This window comes from Bulleidia sp. zg-1013, assembly GCF_019798045.1.
Classification (GTDB): domain Bacteria; phylum Bacillota_I; class Bacilli_A; order Erysipelotrichales; family Erysipelotrichaceae; genus Bulleidia.
In genome coordinates, this window is record NZ_JAGXEX010000004.1 from 50,274 (window position 1) to 67,137 (window position 16,864).

At 34.3% G+C, this 16,864-nt stretch carries 16 protein-coding genes, 1 CRISPR repeat array and 1 riboswitch (1 of these 18 running past the window's edge); all 16 genes read right to left on the minus strand.

Going from position 1 to position 16,864, the window contains the following annotated elements; translation table 11 throughout:
• Positions 1-395: direct repeats of the CRISPR family, unit length 36 nt; unit sequence GTTTTACATTCACTTAAAACTTTAGAGTACAAAAAC; it begins 430 nt to the left of the window's first position.
• A gap of 22 nt (positions 396-417) precedes the next feature.
• The 16 genes from csn2-St to K7I92_RS04460 all read right to left on the minus strand — a co-directional run bounded on the left by csn2-St (position 418) and on the right by K7I92_RS04460 (position 16,743).
• Complete coding sequence (csn2-St, locus tag K7I92_RS04385; RefSeq protein WP_220282213.1) at positions 418-1,497, minus strand: CRISPR-associated protein Csn2-St; 1,080 nt, start codon at positions 1,495-1,497, stop codon at positions 418-420.
• Positions 1,494-1,802 carry a CRISPR-associated endonuclease Cas2 gene (gene cas2 / locus K7I92_RS04390; protein ID WP_220282214.1) on the minus strand — a complete coding sequence of 103 codons (309 nt, stop codon included), beginning with the start codon at positions 1,800-1,802 and terminating at the stop codon, positions 1,494-1,496. Before cas2 ends, csn2-St begins: the two co-directional genes overlap by 4 nt.
• A 4-nt stretch (positions 1,803-1,806) precedes the next feature.
• Positions 1,807-2,040 carry a hypothetical protein gene (locus K7I92_RS04395; RefSeq protein WP_220282215.1) on the minus strand — a complete coding sequence of 78 codons (234 nt, stop codon included), beginning with the start codon at positions 2,038-2,040 and terminating at the stop codon, positions 1,807-1,809.
• 27 nt (positions 2,041-2,067) lie between these two features.
• Positions 2,068-2,730, minus strand: a complete 663-nt coding sequence (cas1, locus tag K7I92_RS04400; RefSeq protein ID WP_220282216.1) for a type II CRISPR-associated endonuclease Cas1 — start codon at positions 2,728-2,730, stop codon at positions 2,068-2,070.
• Between the two features lie 151 nt (positions 2,731-2,881).
• Positions 2,882-6,355 (minus strand): type II CRISPR RNA-guided endonuclease Cas9, encoded by a 3,474-nt coding sequence (cas9, locus tag K7I92_RS04405; protein WP_220282217.1) that lies wholly within the window; start codon positions 6,353-6,355, stop codon positions 2,882-2,884.
• 375 nt (positions 6,356-6,730) lie between these two features.
• Positions 6,731-7,696 (minus strand): tRNA pseudouridine(38-40) synthase TruA, encoded by a 966-nt coding sequence (truA, locus tag K7I92_RS04410; RefSeq protein WP_220282218.1) that lies wholly within the window; start codon positions 7,694-7,696, stop codon positions 6,731-6,733.
• Positions 7,693-8,493, minus strand: coding sequence for an energy-coupling factor transporter transmembrane protein EcfT (locus K7I92_RS04415; protein WP_220282219.1), 801 nt, complete (start codon positions 8,491-8,493; stop codon positions 7,693-7,695). The genes truA and K7I92_RS04415 overlap by 4 nt, the downstream gene beginning before the upstream one ends.
• Positions 8,486-9,343: an energy-coupling factor transporter ATPase gene (locus K7I92_RS04420; RefSeq protein ID WP_203245176.1), complete on the minus strand. Its 858-nt coding sequence runs from the start codon at positions 9,341-9,343 to the stop codon at positions 8,486-8,488. The genes K7I92_RS04415 and K7I92_RS04420 overlap by 8 nt, the downstream gene beginning before the upstream one ends.
• Positions 9,319-10,149 carry an energy-coupling factor transporter ATPase gene (locus tag K7I92_RS04425; protein ID WP_220282220.1) on the minus strand — a complete coding sequence of 277 codons (831 nt, stop codon included), beginning with the start codon at positions 10,147-10,149 and terminating at the stop codon, positions 9,319-9,321. Before K7I92_RS04425 ends, K7I92_RS04420 begins: the two co-directional genes overlap by 25 nt.
• Positions 10,128-10,817, minus strand: a complete 690-nt coding sequence (locus K7I92_RS04430) for a hypothetical protein (protein ID WP_203245174.1) — start codon at positions 10,815-10,817, stop codon at positions 10,128-10,130. The genes K7I92_RS04425 and K7I92_RS04430 overlap by 22 nt, the downstream gene beginning before the upstream one ends.
• A gap of 74 nt (positions 10,818-10,891) precedes the next feature.
• Positions 10,892-11,371: a hypothetical protein gene (locus K7I92_RS04435; RefSeq protein ID WP_203245173.1), complete on the minus strand. Its 480-nt coding sequence runs from the start codon at positions 11,369-11,371 to the stop codon at positions 10,892-10,894.
• A 32-nt stretch (positions 11,372-11,403) separates the two neighbouring features.
• Entirely contained in the window at positions 11,404-12,141 is a 738-nt protein-coding gene (locus tag K7I92_RS04440; RefSeq protein ID WP_220282221.1) for a hypothetical protein, read from the minus strand.
• Between the two features lie 45 nt (positions 12,142-12,186).
• Positions 12,187-12,933 (minus strand): 2,3-diphosphoglycerate-dependent phosphoglycerate mutase, encoded by a 747-nt coding sequence (gene gpmA, locus K7I92_RS04445; RefSeq protein ID WP_222150661.1) that lies wholly within the window; start codon positions 12,931-12,933, stop codon positions 12,187-12,189.
• A gap of 81 nt (positions 12,934-13,014) precedes the next feature.
• Entirely contained in the window at positions 13,015-14,382 is a 1,368-nt protein-coding gene (locus tag K7I92_RS04450) for an NCS2 family permease (protein WP_220282223.1), read from the minus strand.
• Between the two features lie 64 nt (positions 14,383-14,446).
• A riboswitch (purine riboswitch) is annotated at positions 14,447-14,546 on the minus strand.
• 154 nt (positions 14,547-14,700) lie between these two features.
• On the minus strand, positions 14,701-15,339 hold the full coding sequence (locus K7I92_RS04455) for an ABC transporter ATP-binding protein (protein WP_203245169.1): 639 nt from the start codon (positions 15,337-15,339) through the stop codon (positions 14,701-14,703).
• Positions 15,340-15,354: 15 nt separating this feature from the next.
• A complete protein-coding gene (locus K7I92_RS04460) occupies positions 15,355-16,743 on the minus strand; it encodes an ABC transporter permease (protein WP_220282224.1) in 1,389 nt (462 codons plus the stop codon).
• Positions 16,744-16,864 lie beyond the last annotated feature (121 nt).

Genomic DNA, 16,864 nt, shown 5'->3' on the forward strand with positions numbered 1-16,864 from the left:
CTATCATTTTCTATCTTATGACCGGCTAATAGTTTTACATTCACTTAAAACTTTAGAGTACAAAAACCATCTTTTGCAAGTGCTGAAATTTGAACTAGTTTTACATTCACTTAAAACTTTAGAGTACAAAAACTATTCAATTGGTATGATTCATACCAATCTCGTTTTACATTCACTTAAAACTTTAGAGTACAAAAACAAATTGTCAATAATTTCAACCTCTGCCCCGTTTTACATTCACTTAAAACTTTAGAGTACAAAAACTCTTTTAAAGTTTCAAAAACCCATGGATATGTTTTACATTCACTTAAAACTTTAGAGTACAAAAACGGCTATATGTAAAGCCTGCTTCAAAACATGTTTTACATTCACTTAAAACTTTAGAGTACAAAAACCTCAAATTAAGGTTTTTATCCTCTACACCTCAATTTTACCATTATTTTTCACATTAAAATAGCACTTTTTTTGAAAATTCTTTTCTGTTTCTAAACACTCTCTATACGAAATTTTTGGTGAAATTTCCAGTAAATATAGCTTATTGATAATAGCAGTCGCTATCAAATCAAACTCCGAAATTGATTTCCGCTCCAAATTCTCAGTAAATATAAATTGGCTTACATTTCTCAATACCTCTAACATTTCTTTATCCTCCATCTCAATATTAGTAGGATACTCATTCATAAATCTCTCTTTCATAAATTCTAAATCATGGAAATGATTTATGTAATCCGAAATAATATTTATACTTGGTAAAGTTTTATCTTCCATCCATAAATATTCCCCATCAAAAACCTCATTCACCACTGTCAAATGATATTGCTCACTGATTTGATTCAATTTCTTAAGAATCTTTTGATATTGATCCCCAGTCAAATATTGATCCATTCCTTCTAAAATCAATAAATAATCTTCATCTGAATTCATAAGAATATATTCCAACATTTTTAAAATCAAAAACATTTTTTCAAAGTTGTCTAACCATTCAAAAGCTACTTCCATATCACTCCATGCAAAAACTGGATTTAAAAATTTTTGAATAATGTTTTCCGACAATATTTCTTTTATAGCCACATGAAACGAGCTTTCTTCCATATAAATGGCAGAATCTTTATCTATTTGTTGGACTAAAGACAACAATTCATTATTAAGCAATTCCAAATGTCCTTCAAAAGAAGTTTTTCTCATCACATATTTCAAATATTCAAAAGAAATAGAACTTTTTTTAAACCCAAGTTGATTGGATATACTTTCCATTGTATCCAAACAAATCACTTTGAAACTATCCCGTTTAACAGTGCCAATCTCCCTTTCAATAATTAGTTCATTTTGAAAAAACAGCGATAAATCTTCTTCCGTGTATTTTCTACCACAAAAATACCACTTCACAACTTGCATAATATCAAAAATTAATTGTTTATTCGTCCCCGTCAACTGAGTGAAATTTGAAACTTCTAATTCAATATTCCCTTTTCTTTTAGTTGGTATACTCCATCTCATATAATAACCAAAGCATTTTTTCCAACAATATCCTCTTGCTTTGTTTTCCCTCCCACGATAACGACCATATCTTCAAATTGCTTTTCCGTAACACACAAAAGCCTTACATTACCTTCTGGTAAAAACGACTTTTGCAATTTTTGTTTGTATTTTTCCGCAAAACTTCTATTTGGGCAAATTCGATAATAAACAGAAAATTGTAACATCACAAAGCCATTTTCTATTAACTTTTTCCGAAATAAACGATATGCCCTTTTTTCTTGAGCAGTTTCCATTGGCAAATCAAATAAACATAATAATCTCACAGCATTATACCTCATCAGATACCTCATATATTAAACTCGAGGCAAGTGGAAAATGGAAATGTGTATAATTCCCTGATTCCATTGCTTCCAAGAACGCTGCCACATACTTTTCCATCGCTGTTGATACTGTCATTTTTTGTTGGTCATAAATCACTTTGCAACTCAATAAAGCAACAATATCTTTCCTGTTTTTAAAGGTAAGAAATTGAGATTGCTGAAGATTCGCATAAACCCACATATCCACAATTTGCCGAAAAGGTTCAATTTAATCATCCACAAGATTAAAAGAATTATATTCGTTTTTGTGGAAAACACCCAAAATCGGATTTAATCCAGTGCCACAAACCACTCTAGCTAACTGAGCTCTAAAAATAGTATATCCATAGTTCATTCCTGCATTAATGGCATCCGTTTCACACTGACTTTCTCTTTTAAAACCTTGCCCAAACAAACTATTAAAGTAAACTTTTGCGGCATGTCCTTCCCGATTCGAAACATCACCATCGTGAATTTCAGCAATATACGAAAGTAATAATTTCGTAGACTCTAAATCTTTTTCATAAAAACACAAGACTTCTCTTTGATTTAAAATTTTATACTTAATAATTTGGTTCCAAATTTGGTTTCTTTGTTCCTGACCCCAAGATAATTGGCACATCAATCTTTTATAAGCGTGAAAATGTTGATTACTAGAAAGATAGATTCCAGCTGGTAAATGCTTATCATCACACACAACCAAAACAATATTATATTTTGCTAAAGCTGCTAATAAACGAACCGTCACCACCGTTGTTCCACCTTCCACAATCACCATAGAAATATCTTGCAATGGAATTGTGAACTGCTCAAGATTTTTCTCTACAAATAAATTGTCTAATTTTAAACGCATATATTCACTTGCTGAAACATATACCGTACGCCAAGCCATATAATTCTCCTTTCACAACGAAAAACACCCCTGAAGGGGTGTTGAGTTCGGCATTAAGCCTTATTTTTGTAGGCTCTAGCAAGTTTTAAGTGAATGTGCAAAGCGTCCTTTGCGTTCTCATTTTACCATTTCCTACAAAAATAGCAACCCCTTACAACTGAATATTAAACATCGGACCTTTTTCTTCTTTTATTAGATATTGGTTCCCCAGCACATCTGTTCGAATTTTATAAATAGAAATCTTCTCTTTTCCCAAAGGTTTTTGGCACTGAGGTTTTTGGCGCTGTTTATTCGGAACAGTTCCCAATTCTGGAAGGATTAAATTTTCTCCTCCCTCATACTCATTTTTTTCAATCGGCTTCAATTCCACATAATTCTTGCTATTTGGCTTAGACCTTGATAAAAAGCGAGCCTTCAAAACATTTCCCAAATCATCTTTAATCATAATGAAATCATTGGTAAACAATGAGAACTTAAAGATTGACTTCTCGCCAATTTTTTCCTCTTTTCGTCTTTCTTGATATTTTTCATCCGTCAAAACATATGCGCCTTTTTCAAACTTCAAATCACTGTGACGCAATCCTAGGATTTCATATTTCATTGTTTCTTCGTTAAAATATACATCAGCGCGCCATGGTTTTAAAGACTTTAACGCTACCAATTTATGCTTGCTATCCACTTTATCTGAAATATTAATGTGTGAACCAAGCTTCTTATAATAATATTTTAAATTTTTAATCGCTGGTCCTTTGTTTTTCTTGCTTAATTTCCGAACCATTCCAAATTCTTTTCGATATTCCAAGAATGGGTTTACCTTAATCTCTTTTCCGTCTTCTCCTGTCTTTTTATCAGGATATTGTGAAAGAATCACTTCAATAACACTATACCATGTATCTGGGTCCTTATGAAAGAGAAGGAATTTAGATTTATCGTGATTATAAATTTCCTTAAATTTTTCATATCCCTTGTCTGAATAAATATCCTTGACTTTTCCAAGTGTATAGATAACTTCTTTATCCTTGCCTAACTTAGTTGTACGTGTACTATAAATTGTTGCGTCAGATATGAGTCGATTTGGTTTGGAATCCACTTGATAAGAAAATTTAATGGAATCCATAAAACCAGATTCTCGAATTTGATTCACAAAATTCACATACGGAGGACTAAATACCAATTCCTTATATTCACTATCCGTAATATCCACCACTTCTCCGGTTTCTTGATTTACCTTAATTCCAATACTATAATCTTCAAATATTGGATTATCTGTCTTTTCCCATAATCTTAACTTCGCTGAAGCCGCAATAATCAAAGCATCAATAGCGTGATGATGATTGGTTTTTCGACTCTTTTCACCACTTGGATCAACTTTCCACTTCTTTCTTAAATTATGTGTAAAAGCTCCACGAATAACACCGACTTTTGTTTCTTTGCCTAGTCTCCTCAATTCAGAAGTCAAATAATTTAAAACCGTTCTAGAAGCATAGGCTGTATCCACCAAATTTCGAGCTATAAATTTTTGCTTTACTTCTATTTTGTTGTAGTCTTCTTGCGATAATAAATATTCCTTTTTTTTCTTCGTTAATTTTTTATTATTCGAACACCAATCTATCAATTCTCGATAAGACCATGCCGTTTCCATTGTATCCAAGGCTTGAAAAGGTGTTCTTTGCCCTTTTTCCTGATTATATTCACGATAAACCAATACTTTGTTATGAAAACTATCATCAAAAGAAATCGATAATGGAATAATGTGATCAATTTCTAAAGGCATAACATTATCCACTAAATCTATCGGACTAATGTGTTTTCCAGAATATGGACAAATGCCATCCTGTTGATCCCAAAGCAGAATCTTTTCATGCAACTTTTTATTCTTGAAATATTTTTCGGTTGGCAATACATCGCTACCACAATATAGAAGTGCTACTCTTTCCAACGCTTTATCTTTTCGATTTTTATTTTCTTTTTGTATTTTTTCAATTTCCTTCTTTTTTGGCTCCTTATTTTTATCACGTGGCATTTCAATCATAATATAACCGAAGTCTCCATATTTTTTCATGGCTAGATTGATAATTTTAATCGCTTGTCGAACTGATTTAGCAACGACTGGATTATAAATTTCGTCCGTGGCGATTTGTTCATCTAAATAAACCGTTTTATTCGAAACTTTTACCGACTTGATATGATCCATTTCAGAAAGAATCGCCATTTGTTCTTTGTCACCAACGAACAGTTCTTCTATCAAATGCAAACGCATTAACTTAACTGAAAACCTATGCCAACCTTTTGAAAACAACTGTGAATTCTTTCTTCTAAATTGATACAAAGAAAGAATTTGCTTATCTGAAAATTGATTTGGCAATCTATTTTTAATGGATTCCTCTATTCCTTCTTTTTCCGTATTGATGGTCAAAATTTCCAACAATTCATCAAAAATACCTAACTTAAAATCATCTGGGGTTTTTTGGATATGTTGATAAAAAGTTGTTTGTTTTTCAATCAAAGCATCAATATCTACTTTTTCATTTTCATTTTCCAAATGGTGAAAGAAATTCTTTAATTTACGATATGGTTCAAATGTATGCAAAGTTGGTTTATCCTTTGAATCTTTTCTGAATCCTGTGATATCTTCTTCCTTACAGCCGAGTTCCTTGGCAATCAGTTTAATCAGCTTCTTAATCAGCTTCGATCCATTCATCTCCTTTTCCTTTTTAACAGCATCTAACAACTTACGCTTAGTTTCTTCCGAAAGATGCTTCGTTTCTGTGGGAACTTTCAAATTCACTAAATCATTTAAGAAATTAAATTCTTGTGCAGAGTAAGAACAAGTTGCTGCTCTTCTTGCAGTTGGATAATACGAACAAGTACCAATCAAAATACTAAATAAATTTTCTAGTTTTTCTCCATTCTCTCTGTAAATACCATAATCTGTTCTGGATTTTTCATTCCCTGGTCCTTTGTAGTATTTTCTCTTTCCTAAAAGGATTTTTAAATACTCTTCTTGAAATTTTTTTGAAAGTTGTGGTTGATGTTCAAAAATTTTAAGGACTTCTTTTTGGTAATCACCGGTCGAAAAAACATTGATGATGCGAATTTTTTGTCCATCTTTTTCAATGGTGAAATCCCCTCGAACTTGACCAAATTCTTTTAATCTCGTCAGCTGAATTTCAGCAGGGGTTTTATCTTTAAGAAGCTTTTTATTTCTTTGAATAGATTCTTTATAGTCACTAGACGAATTCATACCATTCTCTTCCGCATCATCCAAATAACTAATCCCCCTACGTTTAACCAAATTTCTTAATGCCACAAATAGTTCCTCAGGGCTCAATTCTTCGCTTAATCCTTTCACTCGAATTTCGTATGGATTGTAATTTTCATTTCCTAAGGAATATTCGATATGATACCGATCAAATAACTCTTCCACTCTTTCAACACGATGTTTTCTACGTCTGAGTAATCTTCTGGCAGAGCGTCTCGTTCTTCTTATTACATTATTGTCTGGGTTTGCCGAATTAAATAAGCGTGAACTAGCATGAAGAATATCGCCTGTTTGACTATCGATAATCCCGACACCAACCGAAGCAACACCAATATCCAGTCCTAAAATTTTGCCATTTGTCATAGTTTCCTCCTGTTTTATTTATATCTTTACATCTATCTTAACTCTTTTAATATTTATGAAAACCCTTTCTTTTCAATGAAATCTTTAAATAAAACCTTCATGAATCAATTTTTGACAAATTAAACCTAAAAAGGATCATCCCAAAGCAGTGTCATCTCTACCGACTTTAGTACATTGTCTTTAAATGAAAAGTCAAATCCAGACAATTTAATTTTACAGAATAAAAGTGATTTTTCTGAATTTTATGCCCACTATCCACACAAAAGAAAAAGCCCTTGAAGAGTTGGACAAACTACTTCAAGAGGCTAAAGACTACGGTAAGAGAGCTGAATAAGCGTTCTTACCGATACCGTTATACCACAATCAATTCATGATTCACTTTGCCTTGTCAATGATACAAAGCCCTTTTCTCTTAGCTTTTTCAACAATTTCCAGGAAATTAGCATCCGTTGGTAAACTACCCTCTAACAAACAACCGGACGAATCCAACGCATAACAACAACCATTCTCTTTTCGCTCGATTAACACATAAGCAACCTTTTCATCCAATCGATCATATGAGCTGACATCCCGCAAAAGATATGCCTCATTCCGAGCCAAAGCATGATGATAGGTCACATTCTTTAAACACAAGCCCTGTGCAGCAACTTTCTTCGTCGAATACTTTCGAGAAGGTTCCTTCAACATAGTACAAACCTCGTCCAAAGAAAGTTTATTTCTTCCCACTTCAAGACAAGTTCCCACCAACATGCGAACCATATGTCTTAAATAGCCATTACCACTAATCTCCAACTCTAAGCCAAATGTTAATTCCCGAAATTCCGTATGGAAAATCGTTCTAATTTGATTTGGATATTCTGTTAAGGAAGAAGTGTTAAACGATAAGAAAGAATGTGTCCCCTTGAACAAATGCCAACAAGCCCTCATGACATTTAAATCCAAACTTTCATCCAGTTGCAAAGCACAATCTTTTTGAAAAACATCATACTCCCCCAAATGAAGCCGATACACATAGGTCTTTTGTTCCACAAGAAAGCGAGCATGAAAATCCTCATCCACTTCTTCTATTTCTTTTACATAAATATCCTTTGGTAAAAAAGAATGAAAAATACCCAACCAATGATACGCATCAATATCCTTCTCACTTTGAAATTGGAAACATTGTCCCAAAGCATTCACTTTCGCATCCGTTCTTCCCGAAGCAATAATACTCGTCTTTTTTTGATTGATTTGTTCTAGTATATCCTCAATCTTTTCTTGAATAGAATTTCCTTTTTTCTGGGATTGCCAACCACAATAGTTCGCTCCCACATAGGACACAATGGCTTTAAAGTATCTCATAACCAAATTGCTATTCCCATTAAAACGAGTAAAAGTATATGCACAAAGACTAAAAGAACATAATCCACCTTTGTAAAATGAAGTTGCTTATATCTAGTACGCATACGCCCCGGCACAAAACCTCTCGCTTCCATTGCTTCAGCCAAATCTTCCGCTCTTTGAAAAGCTGACACAAACAAAGGCACAATCAAGGCTAAAATAGCCATTACCTTTTCCTTGAGTTTTCCTTCCTTCAAATCCACACCACGCGATTCTTGCGCTTTCATAATTCGTTGTGTTTCTTCAATTAAATCCGGAATAAAACGCAAAGCAATTGATATTAACATCGCAATCATATGACTAGGCACATGAATTTTTTCAAAAGGTTTTAATAAATCTTCTATTCCTAACGTCATATCCAACGGCTTGGTGGTAGCTGTTAAACAAGTAGTAATCATAATCATCAACAACAATCTCACCGCAATATATAGTGTTTGGAAAACCGCTTGTGAATGAAGCTCAAAAGAACCGATTTTTAACCAAACAGAGCCCGATTGAATAGAAAAAATGTTAATGGCGAATAAGAATACCAACATAAATAACATTGGCTTCATACTCTTCCAAATAAACTTGAATGACAACTTAGCAATCAAAATAGCTGAACAAGCAACCACAAACATCAAAGCATAGCCGGCCCATCCTGCCGGAATAAAAATACACACCAGCAACACCAACATCGCCATGATTTTTGCTCTAGGATCCATGCAATGAATCGGTGAATCCATCGGGACGTAACGACCAAGTGTAAAATTAGACATGCGCCACCTGGCTTTCTATCCACGAAAAGAATTCTTCTTTTGTTTGGAATAACTCCTCTAAAGGAAAACCCTTCTGAATCATTGCTTGTTGAAAACGAATGAAGGAAGGAGCTAAAACATGGAGCTGTTCCAACAAAGCAGGCTCATGGAAAAAGTCCCAAGCATTACCCTGAAAAGCTAGTTTTCCTTCTTGTAAAACAACCACATCTTCACAATATTGCAAGACTTGATCCATATCATGAGAAACTAAAATAACCGTTAAATCTCTTTCTTTTTGTAACTGTGAAAATAAAGTCATCATTTGTTTCGCACCTTGTGGATCCAAACCGGCTGTTGGCTCATCTAAAACTAAAATCTTTGGTTCCATGGCTAAAATGCCCGCAATCGCCACTCTTCTTTTTTGACCACCAGATAACTCCAAAGGACTTCTTTCATACAAATTCTCGGAAATACCAACCGCCTTCAAAGCAAGCTTCGCTTTTTCAATAGCCTCTTCCACTGACATACCAAAATTCTTTGGACCAAAAGAAACATCTTTTAAAACCGTTTCTTCAAATAATTGGTATTCAGGAAACTGAAACACCAAACCAACTTCTTTGCGTAAGGATTTTAGACCTTTATTCTTATCTCCTGCCACAATGGTTCGATTCACAATTTCAATTTGCCCTTCATCCGGCAATAATAATGCATTTAAGTGTTGCACCAAAGTACTCTTACCAGAACCGGTATGACCAATAATAGCTGTCATTTTATGTTCTGCAATAGACAAGCTAATTTTCTTTAAAGCTTCTGTTTCAAACTTAGAACCCTTGGAATAAAAGTGACTTACTTCTTGGAAATGAATTGCCATAACTCATCCACCATCCCTTCTATTCCTTTCGTTGCATCTACCGAAATGCCCTTTTTCTTCAATCTTGCTTCTACTTCAACCACGAAAGGGACTTCAACTTGAAGCTTCTTTAATAAATCCGGTTGGTGAAATAATGGCATCGGATCACCTGTATAAATTGGTCTGCCATCCGCCAATGCAATCACATTTGTGCTTTGAAGCACCTCGTTCATATCATGAGTAATCGAAAGAATCGTTAGACCTTCTTTTTTGTATAGTTGCTTAATCAATTGGTTGATACTATATTTTCCCATTGGATCTAACATTGACGTAGCTTCATCCAGAATTAGCACATCCGGAGACATGGCTAAAACACCCGCAATCGCCACTCTTTGTTTCTGACCACCGGAAAGATGACTTGGTTCTTTATCTAAGAACGAAAACATTCCCACTCTTTGTGCATTATCTTCAATAATTGCATCCATTTTAGCAGGCTCCACTTGGTGATTTTCTAAACCAAAAGCAATGTCATCTCGTACGGTTGAACCAATAAATTGATTATCTGGATTTTGGAAAACAATTCCGATTTGCGAACGAATTTCATCCAAACTTTCTGCACTCATTTCTTTTCCTTGAATTTGAATGGAACCAGATTCTTTTTCCAATAATCCTGCCAGCAGTTTCGCTAATGTGCTTTTTCCACTACCATTGTGACCAATAATCGTAGTATAAGAACCGGCAGAAATAGAAAAAGAGGCGCCTTGAATGACTGGGTTCCCTAGCTCATACGAGAAATATAAGTCTTTTACTTCGATTGTGTTTGCCATTCATTATCCCCTAATTCTTTAAATATCTGTGGCAAAGTTTCTAAAAGAGCTCTTGTTCGTTTGTGCTTGCTATTAAGGTATTTTCGATTACGATCTAAAAGAATGGAGTTCAAACCAACTTCTTTTTCCGCAACTTCCAATTCCTCTAAAATGGAGCTAATATTCAACACTTCCTCTTTCTTCACTTGTGCCACTTCTAACGCCTTTTCAAATGCTTCTTTATTCATCAATGTCTTTTCAACAAAATCAGCGCTAATCACTTCTGCTACATGCAAATTGTTTCTTTTCAAATTCACCCGAACATAATCCGCTGATTCATTACAGATAATATACACCGGTATCGGACATTGTCGTAAAAAATTTTTGAAGTCATCACTAATTGGCGCGTACATCCAAAAGGTTTGGAGAGCACGTATGACTTTTTGTGAACTCCCTTTAAATTTTATATCATCAGATTTATATTTGAGAATATTTAAAACCGTATTTTCTAATTTCGTATAAGGTTTATCTTGCACATAACTATCCATCTTCTTCAAAAGCCAATCACGCGCCTCCTCTGTGGAATTTAATTTACTATGATGCACAACTTCATCACTAACCGCTTGAAAATCTTCACCCTTAGGTAAGATAACGGATAGAATATAGTTTATAAATACAGCTTTTATCATTTCCAATCCTCCTATATGAAAAAATTAAGCGATAAAAAAGTTGGTACATACCAACTTTTTATTAGTATGAATCATTAGACTTTTTCAACAAAAGTCTCGTGATAATTACCACCTAAGGAAATCACTTGGTTTGCGACATTGAAGATATCACTCGCAACAGCACCCTCTTCATAAGCAAACGAACGCTTAACGCTATAAGCTAATACTTCATCCTCCGAAACGCTGTAACCGGCACTTTCTAAAATACCTTTAAAATCTTCAGCACTTTCTTGTGAGTCATAAGATACATGATGCACAATCTGAACTTCTTCACCCGGTATAAATCTCTCCACATAGTTGTTTTCATTTTCCACAGTTTCTTTTAAAAAGTTCGTTGGTAAAAAAGGATACACTGTCTTTAATTCCAAAATTTCATCACTTTCTCCGGAATTATCAACTTCAACAAGTTCAACTTCTTCCATTTCAGACTCATCTTTTTTGTCCAATACTTTCTTCGCTACTACGATAGCTCCAACCGTCGCCGCCGCAACAATTCCCCAAAATTTAATACTCATATTTATAACCTCTCTTTATTTATTTTACCATATTATTTATTTTTTACATCTAAGAGCCAATTTTCTATCTCTTTCACTTGATAATAAATGGTATCCACATACGCAAAAAAGTGATAATAATTTTTCGCACAATCTTTTTTCAAACATATTCCAACCTTATCTTGATTGGCTAGGGAATACGAAGAACCTCTTTCTTTTAAGACAATATCACTTTCTAACCATGGTTGTTGCACTTCAGAATTAAACTCAAATTCAACACTATCTACCCTTAAAATGGGTACTTGTACAACACTCACCTTTTCTTCCCATAAACATTCCCAGTCAATACAACCAATGGAATGCGGTACCAAGTTATTCAAAATAGGATCTGAGAAAGAAGAAATGATTTCTTCACCTGTGGTTAATGCACTTAGTTCTTGCTGATATTGGCGAAAGCCTTGTAACCCATAATGTGCTAAAGAGGGATAGATGTGTAAGCTCACATTCTTAGCATCCGGGAAACGCTTCTTCATTTCTTCAACAAAGTGAACCAAACTCATCCCTGCTTTTTGTTTGAATTGTGGTATTGAACAAGACACTTTTTCCTCTTTTAAACAAATAAGGGCATCTAATTCATGGACGGGATAATGATGGATATCATATACTCTCCATTCAATACCTTGGATACGTTTCTTATCTTTCTTTTGGTCTAATAAAACCCAATTTATTTCTTTCTTTTCTAACAACTGTCTACTAATTAGACTTTCAATTCCGTAAATACCGACTTTCATAAATGTTTCTTTCTATTAAAAAACTTCCCGAAGGAAGTTTTCCATTTATTTCTTAACAGAACCTTGATTAGCAACCGCAGCCATCTTAGCTTCAATAGCTGATTGATCACCTAAATATTCCTTTGAAATGAAATGACCTTCATCATCGAAAGTATACACAAGAGGAACACCGGTTGGAATATTAACACCGATAATTTCCTCATCACTTAAACCTTCAAAATACTTCACCAAAGCACGTAAGCTGTTTCCATGAGCTGTAATTAACACTCTCTTACCTTCTTTCATCTTAGGTAAAATTTCTTGTTCATAATAAGGAACAGCACGTTCAATCGTTGTCTTTAGACTTTCAGATAATGGCAATTCATCCTTGTTTTCATTACGATAAGCTTCTTGATTAGCTGGGTTACGATTATCACTAACCTCCAAAGCAGGTGGTTGAACATCAAAAGAACGACGCCAAATCTTAACTTGTTCTTCACCATACTTTTCCGCTGTTTCTGACTTATTCAAACCTTGTAAAGCACCATAATGACGTTCATTTAATTTCCAAGTCTTTGTGACCGGTAACCATTCACGATCCATTTCAGCCAAAATGTGATTCAATGTATGAATGGCTCTCTTTAAATACGATGTATAGCATAAATCAAAATCATATCCTGCTTCTTTTAAAGCACGACCACCGGCCTTCGCTTCTTCAATACCTTTTTCTGATAACTCAACATCTGTCCAACCGGTGAATAAGTTTAACTTATTCCACTCGCTTTCACCATGACGAACTAATACTAATTTCATAGAATCCTCCATCTATTAACATATCTACTTTAGCATTTTTTAGCCAAAGAAAAAAGATGCCTAAGCATCTCTTCTCTCATTTTATACTAAGAAATATTTTAAAACAAAGACAACACTTAAAATATACATCAATGGTGATAACTCATCTTTCTTACCTGTGAATAAATGTAAAATGGTATACGTGATGAAACCAAACGCAATGCCATCAGAAATACTATACGCAAACCCCATCATCGTGATTGTAACGAAAGTCGGAATAGCTTTGGTTAAATCTTGCCAATTGATATTTGCGACTTGTTGCATCATTAAGAAACCAACAAATATCAAAGCAGGCGCTGTCGCAAAAGATGGAATTGTTAAGAATAATGGACTAAAGAATAAAGCCAATAAGAATAACACACCCGTTGTAACACTTGTTAAACCAGTGCGACCACCTTCGGAAATACCGGAAGAAGATTCAACGAATGTTGTGACGGTAGAAGTACCTAAGCAAGCACCGACCGTTGTCCCAATCGCATCGGATAATAAGATACCCTTAATTTCAGGTAATTTACCTTCCTTATCCAACATGCTGGACTTTTCAGCACAGCCAATAACTGTTCCAATCGTATCGAATATATCCACAAATAAGAACGCAAATAACACCACAATAAAATCACCCAAATGTGATGTTATGAAACCAAAGTCAAATTTAAACATAGTTGGAGCCATACTAGAAGGCATTGAGAACAAATCACTTGGAATAAGAGAATAATAACCAGCCACCGCATTTGGTACATAGAAACCAACCAATTGTAAGATAATTCCTAATCCCCAAGTGATTAAAATTCCCCATAACATATATCCCTTAATACCCTTGATAAACATAAATGCAATCAGTAGTGTACCAAGTAAAGCCAATAGAACCGCAACCCCTTGGGTATGAATTGTTCCCGAAGAAATCGCCGCTTTCAAACTAAATAAACTAACTAATGTATTACCATCAACGATAATACCGGCATTTTGTAAACCAATAAATGTGATAAAGAAACCAATGCCGACACCAACAGCCGTCTTTAAAGAAGCTGGAATTGCGTTGAAGATTGCTTCACGAACATTCGTTACCGATAAAATAAGGAATATAATTCCTTCTACCAATACAGCTGTTAAAGCCACTTGCCAACTAAATCCCATTTGTCCACAAACTGTATACGCAAAGTAAGCATTCAAGCCCAAGCCGGCCGATAAGGCAAACGGTTTATTCGACAATAAAGCCATTGCGAAACAAGCAATAGCTGAAGCAACAGCCGTTGCCGTTAAAATGCTTCCCTTATCCATACCGGAAGCACTCAAAATCGATGGGTTTAACGCCAAAATGTAGACCATGGTTATGAATGTGGTTACACCGGCCATGAGTTCAGTACGAACATTCGTACCATTCTTTTTAAGCTTAAAGAAATTTTCCAACATATTTTCTCCTTTTTCTTATCACACATCGAAAAAAGAAAAACTCTGTAGATTCCTACAGAGTGCCTAAAAATATCCTAGACACCGTAGTCCCATAGTTAAGGCCATGGGGTAGAAACTCTCTCGCCAATCCGAGAGGATATACGATATGTGACCCTTGTATTATACATTAAAAATTTAAAAAGTGTTAGGTGAAAATACAAAAAATAGAAAGCCATCTGATAGAATGAGTTTAACTAACAAATCGTAGTATCAGAGAAAGGCTTTCTATGAGAATAGTTGTAACACATGTTTTATCACATGACACAACTTCCAATTTTCCTAATGGGCTTTCATAAGTTTCCTACCTTTTAATCTAAAAACAATATCCGCTTGTCTTGAAAGCTGTTTACTATGGGTCACTACAATTACGCATTTGTTTTGGTCATGTGCTGTAGACTTTAATAAACTAATAATTTCATCCGATGTATTTTCATCTAAATTTCCAGTAGGCTCATCAGCCAAAACTAATGGTGCACCAGACACTAAGGCTCTAGCAATCGCTACACGTTGCTGTTGACCTCCCGAAAGATGTAAAACATTTCTATTAATTTGTTCCTCTTCTAAACCCATACTCAATAGTATGTCACTTTTTGCATCCGGTTTTACTAGTTTTATATTTTCTAATGGAGTCAAATAATCTAATAGGTTATAATTTTGGAACACCATTGAGATATCGTTCTTTCTGTAAAATGTATATCCTATGTCTTTTATGCTTTTATCTTCAAATAGTACATTTCCACCTGTGGGTTCGTCAAGACCGGCTAGTATTGACAGTAGGGTAGTTTTACCTGAACCTGATTCTCCAACGATTGCGTAAAACTTTCCCCTTTCAAATTCACAACTCACATCACTTAAGATTTTATTTTTTTTGCTATCTTTATATACATAACTTACATTTTTTAGTCGAATAATACTCATAATTTATATCCTCTCTTAGCTCATTTTAGATAGTATTTCTTTTGGCTTTAATTTAATGATATTCATTGAAGAGATTGCAACTGATACTACTATAATTGCAATTCCCATAATCCACACCCACATAAACTCATTGGCTCCAATTGAAACATTTAAGTTGTCAAGTGTTTTAGCAATTAAACTTGATTCGGCATCCGCTCCTAAATTAAGTCCACCAAGGTTTTGACCAAGAGCTAATCTACCGGCATTGTTTGCCTGCTTAACTAAACTGTCCCCCAATTTTTGTGCAATTAAAAATCCTGACCCAATGGAGGCTCCAAAACTGAAAATAGCTATCATCAATAATTCAATTACATATTGAACGACAATATTTATTTTTGAAATTCCTAGTGACAGTAAAACTCCCGTTTCATGAATACGACCATTAATCCAGAAGGCTAATACAAGTGATAAGATGATTGAACTGACCACGATAGAACCAACAATTAGTTGACTGATTAGATTATCCATTGCATCTAGTGAAGTTGTTAATGATAGGAAGTTTTTATCTGAACTTGTTACTGTATATTGTGACCAGTCTATATCTAATTTTTTAACTTTTTCAATAATTTCATTTAATCTTGCCGGATCAGAAACATAAAATTTTACATCTTGATAGTATAGATTCTCTTTAGAATTTCCACTTAATTGTGTAGCAGTATGTACATCTGACATCAAGATATTTTCTATTAACTCGATTTCATGAGTAGCTCTATCTTGGTTACTACCAGTAAAGAGCCCTACTATCTCAAGCGTTACTTTAGCATTTAATTCTTTATCTAAATTTACAGATCTATGCTTGCTTGGTGTAACAGTAATCTTATCACCAATTTTTAGATTATTTAATTTAGCAAACTCTTCATGCACTAAAACTTTATTGACATCCCCTCTTTTAATATGTCTACCTTGCGTTAGTTTTAAAGCTCCACCTACAAATTTATTATCAAATTTTGATTCTTCATTACCTTGTAAATCCGCCATTTTCTTAATGATGGCTTCTTTTTCAGGATTGTACTGTCTTCTTGGGGTATTTAACGGCACCTTTTTCAAGCCGGAAATATCAACTTCAGATATAGTTCTCAAATCATTTGAAGTAACTCCATCAATTGACTTGACTTTTTCAACAATAGATCCCGGTACATTACCAAGCCCCCTTGTACCTACTCCAAAACTATTTTGTAAATTTACACCAATTTCAAAACTCGCTCTAATTGAACTATTTATATTTTTTCTAGTTTGTTTTGTGGCGGACTTAATAGCAAAACCCGCAATCATAGAAGTTGCGATTCCAAATAAAATGAAAAACATTATGATGGATTTAGCTTTCTTTCTTGTTACATATAGTAACGCCCTTTTTAATACTGACATTTTTATGACCTCCTCATCTGTATCTATATTAATGTTCTATATGAAACCCATATGAAATTTTTAAAAATAATTCCATTAGTTTTTCACTTAAACTCATCAGGATGCCTTTTCTAGTTCATCT

Coding starts and splice junctions, on each gene's coding strand:
- cas9 (WP_220282217.1), bottom strand. CDS start 6,355: ATGACAAATGGCAAAATTTTAGGACTGGATATTGGTGTTGCTTCGGTT.
- truA (WP_220282218.1), bottom strand. CDS start 7,696: ATGAGATACTTTAAAGCCATTGTGTCCTATGTGGGAGCGAACTATTGT.
- K7I92_RS04460 (WP_220282224.1), bottom strand. CDS start 16,743: ATGTCAGTATTAAAAAGGGCGTTACTATATGTAACAAGAAAGAAAGCT.
- gpmA (WP_222150661.1), bottom strand. CDS start 12,933: ATGAAATTAGTATTAGTTCGTCATGGTGAAAGCGAGTGGAATAAGTTA.
- K7I92_RS04435 (WP_203245173.1), bottom strand. CDS start 11,371: ATGAGTATTAAATTTTGGGGAATTGTTGCGGCGGCGACGGTTGGAGCT.
- K7I92_RS04440 (WP_220282221.1), bottom strand. CDS start 12,141: ATGAAAGTCGGTATTTACGGAATTGAAAGTCTAATTAGTAGACAGTTG.
- K7I92_RS04430 (WP_203245174.1), bottom strand. CDS start 10,817: ATGATAAAAGCTGTATTTATAAACTATATTCTATCCGTTATCTTACCT.
- K7I92_RS04450 (WP_220282223.1), bottom strand. CDS start 14,382: ATGTTGGAAAATTTCTTTAAGCTTAAAAAGAATGGTACGAATGTTCGT.
- cas1 (WP_220282216.1), bottom strand. CDS start 2,730: ATGGCTTGGCGTACGGTATATGTTTCAGCAAGTGAATATATGCGTTTA.
- csn2-St (WP_220282213.1), bottom strand. CDS start 1,497: ATGAGATGGAGTATACCAACTAAAAGAAAAGGGAATATTGAATTAGAA.
- K7I92_RS04425 (WP_220282220.1), bottom strand. CDS start 10,149: ATGGCAAACACAATCGAAGTAAAAGACTTATATTTCTCGTATGAGCTA.
- K7I92_RS04455 (WP_203245169.1), bottom strand. CDS start 15,339: ATGAGTATTATTCGACTAAAAAATGTAAGTTATGTATATAAAGATAGC.
- K7I92_RS04420 (WP_203245176.1), bottom strand. CDS start 9,343: ATGGCAATTCATTTCCAAGAAGTAAGTCACTTTTATTCCAAGGGTTCT.
- K7I92_RS04415 (WP_220282219.1), bottom strand. CDS start 8,493: ATGTCTAATTTTACACTTGGTCGTTACGTCCCGATGGATTCACCGATT.
- K7I92_RS04395 (WP_220282215.1), bottom strand. CDS start 2,040: ATGTGGGTTTATGCGAATCTTCAGCAATCTCAATTTCTTACCTTTAAA.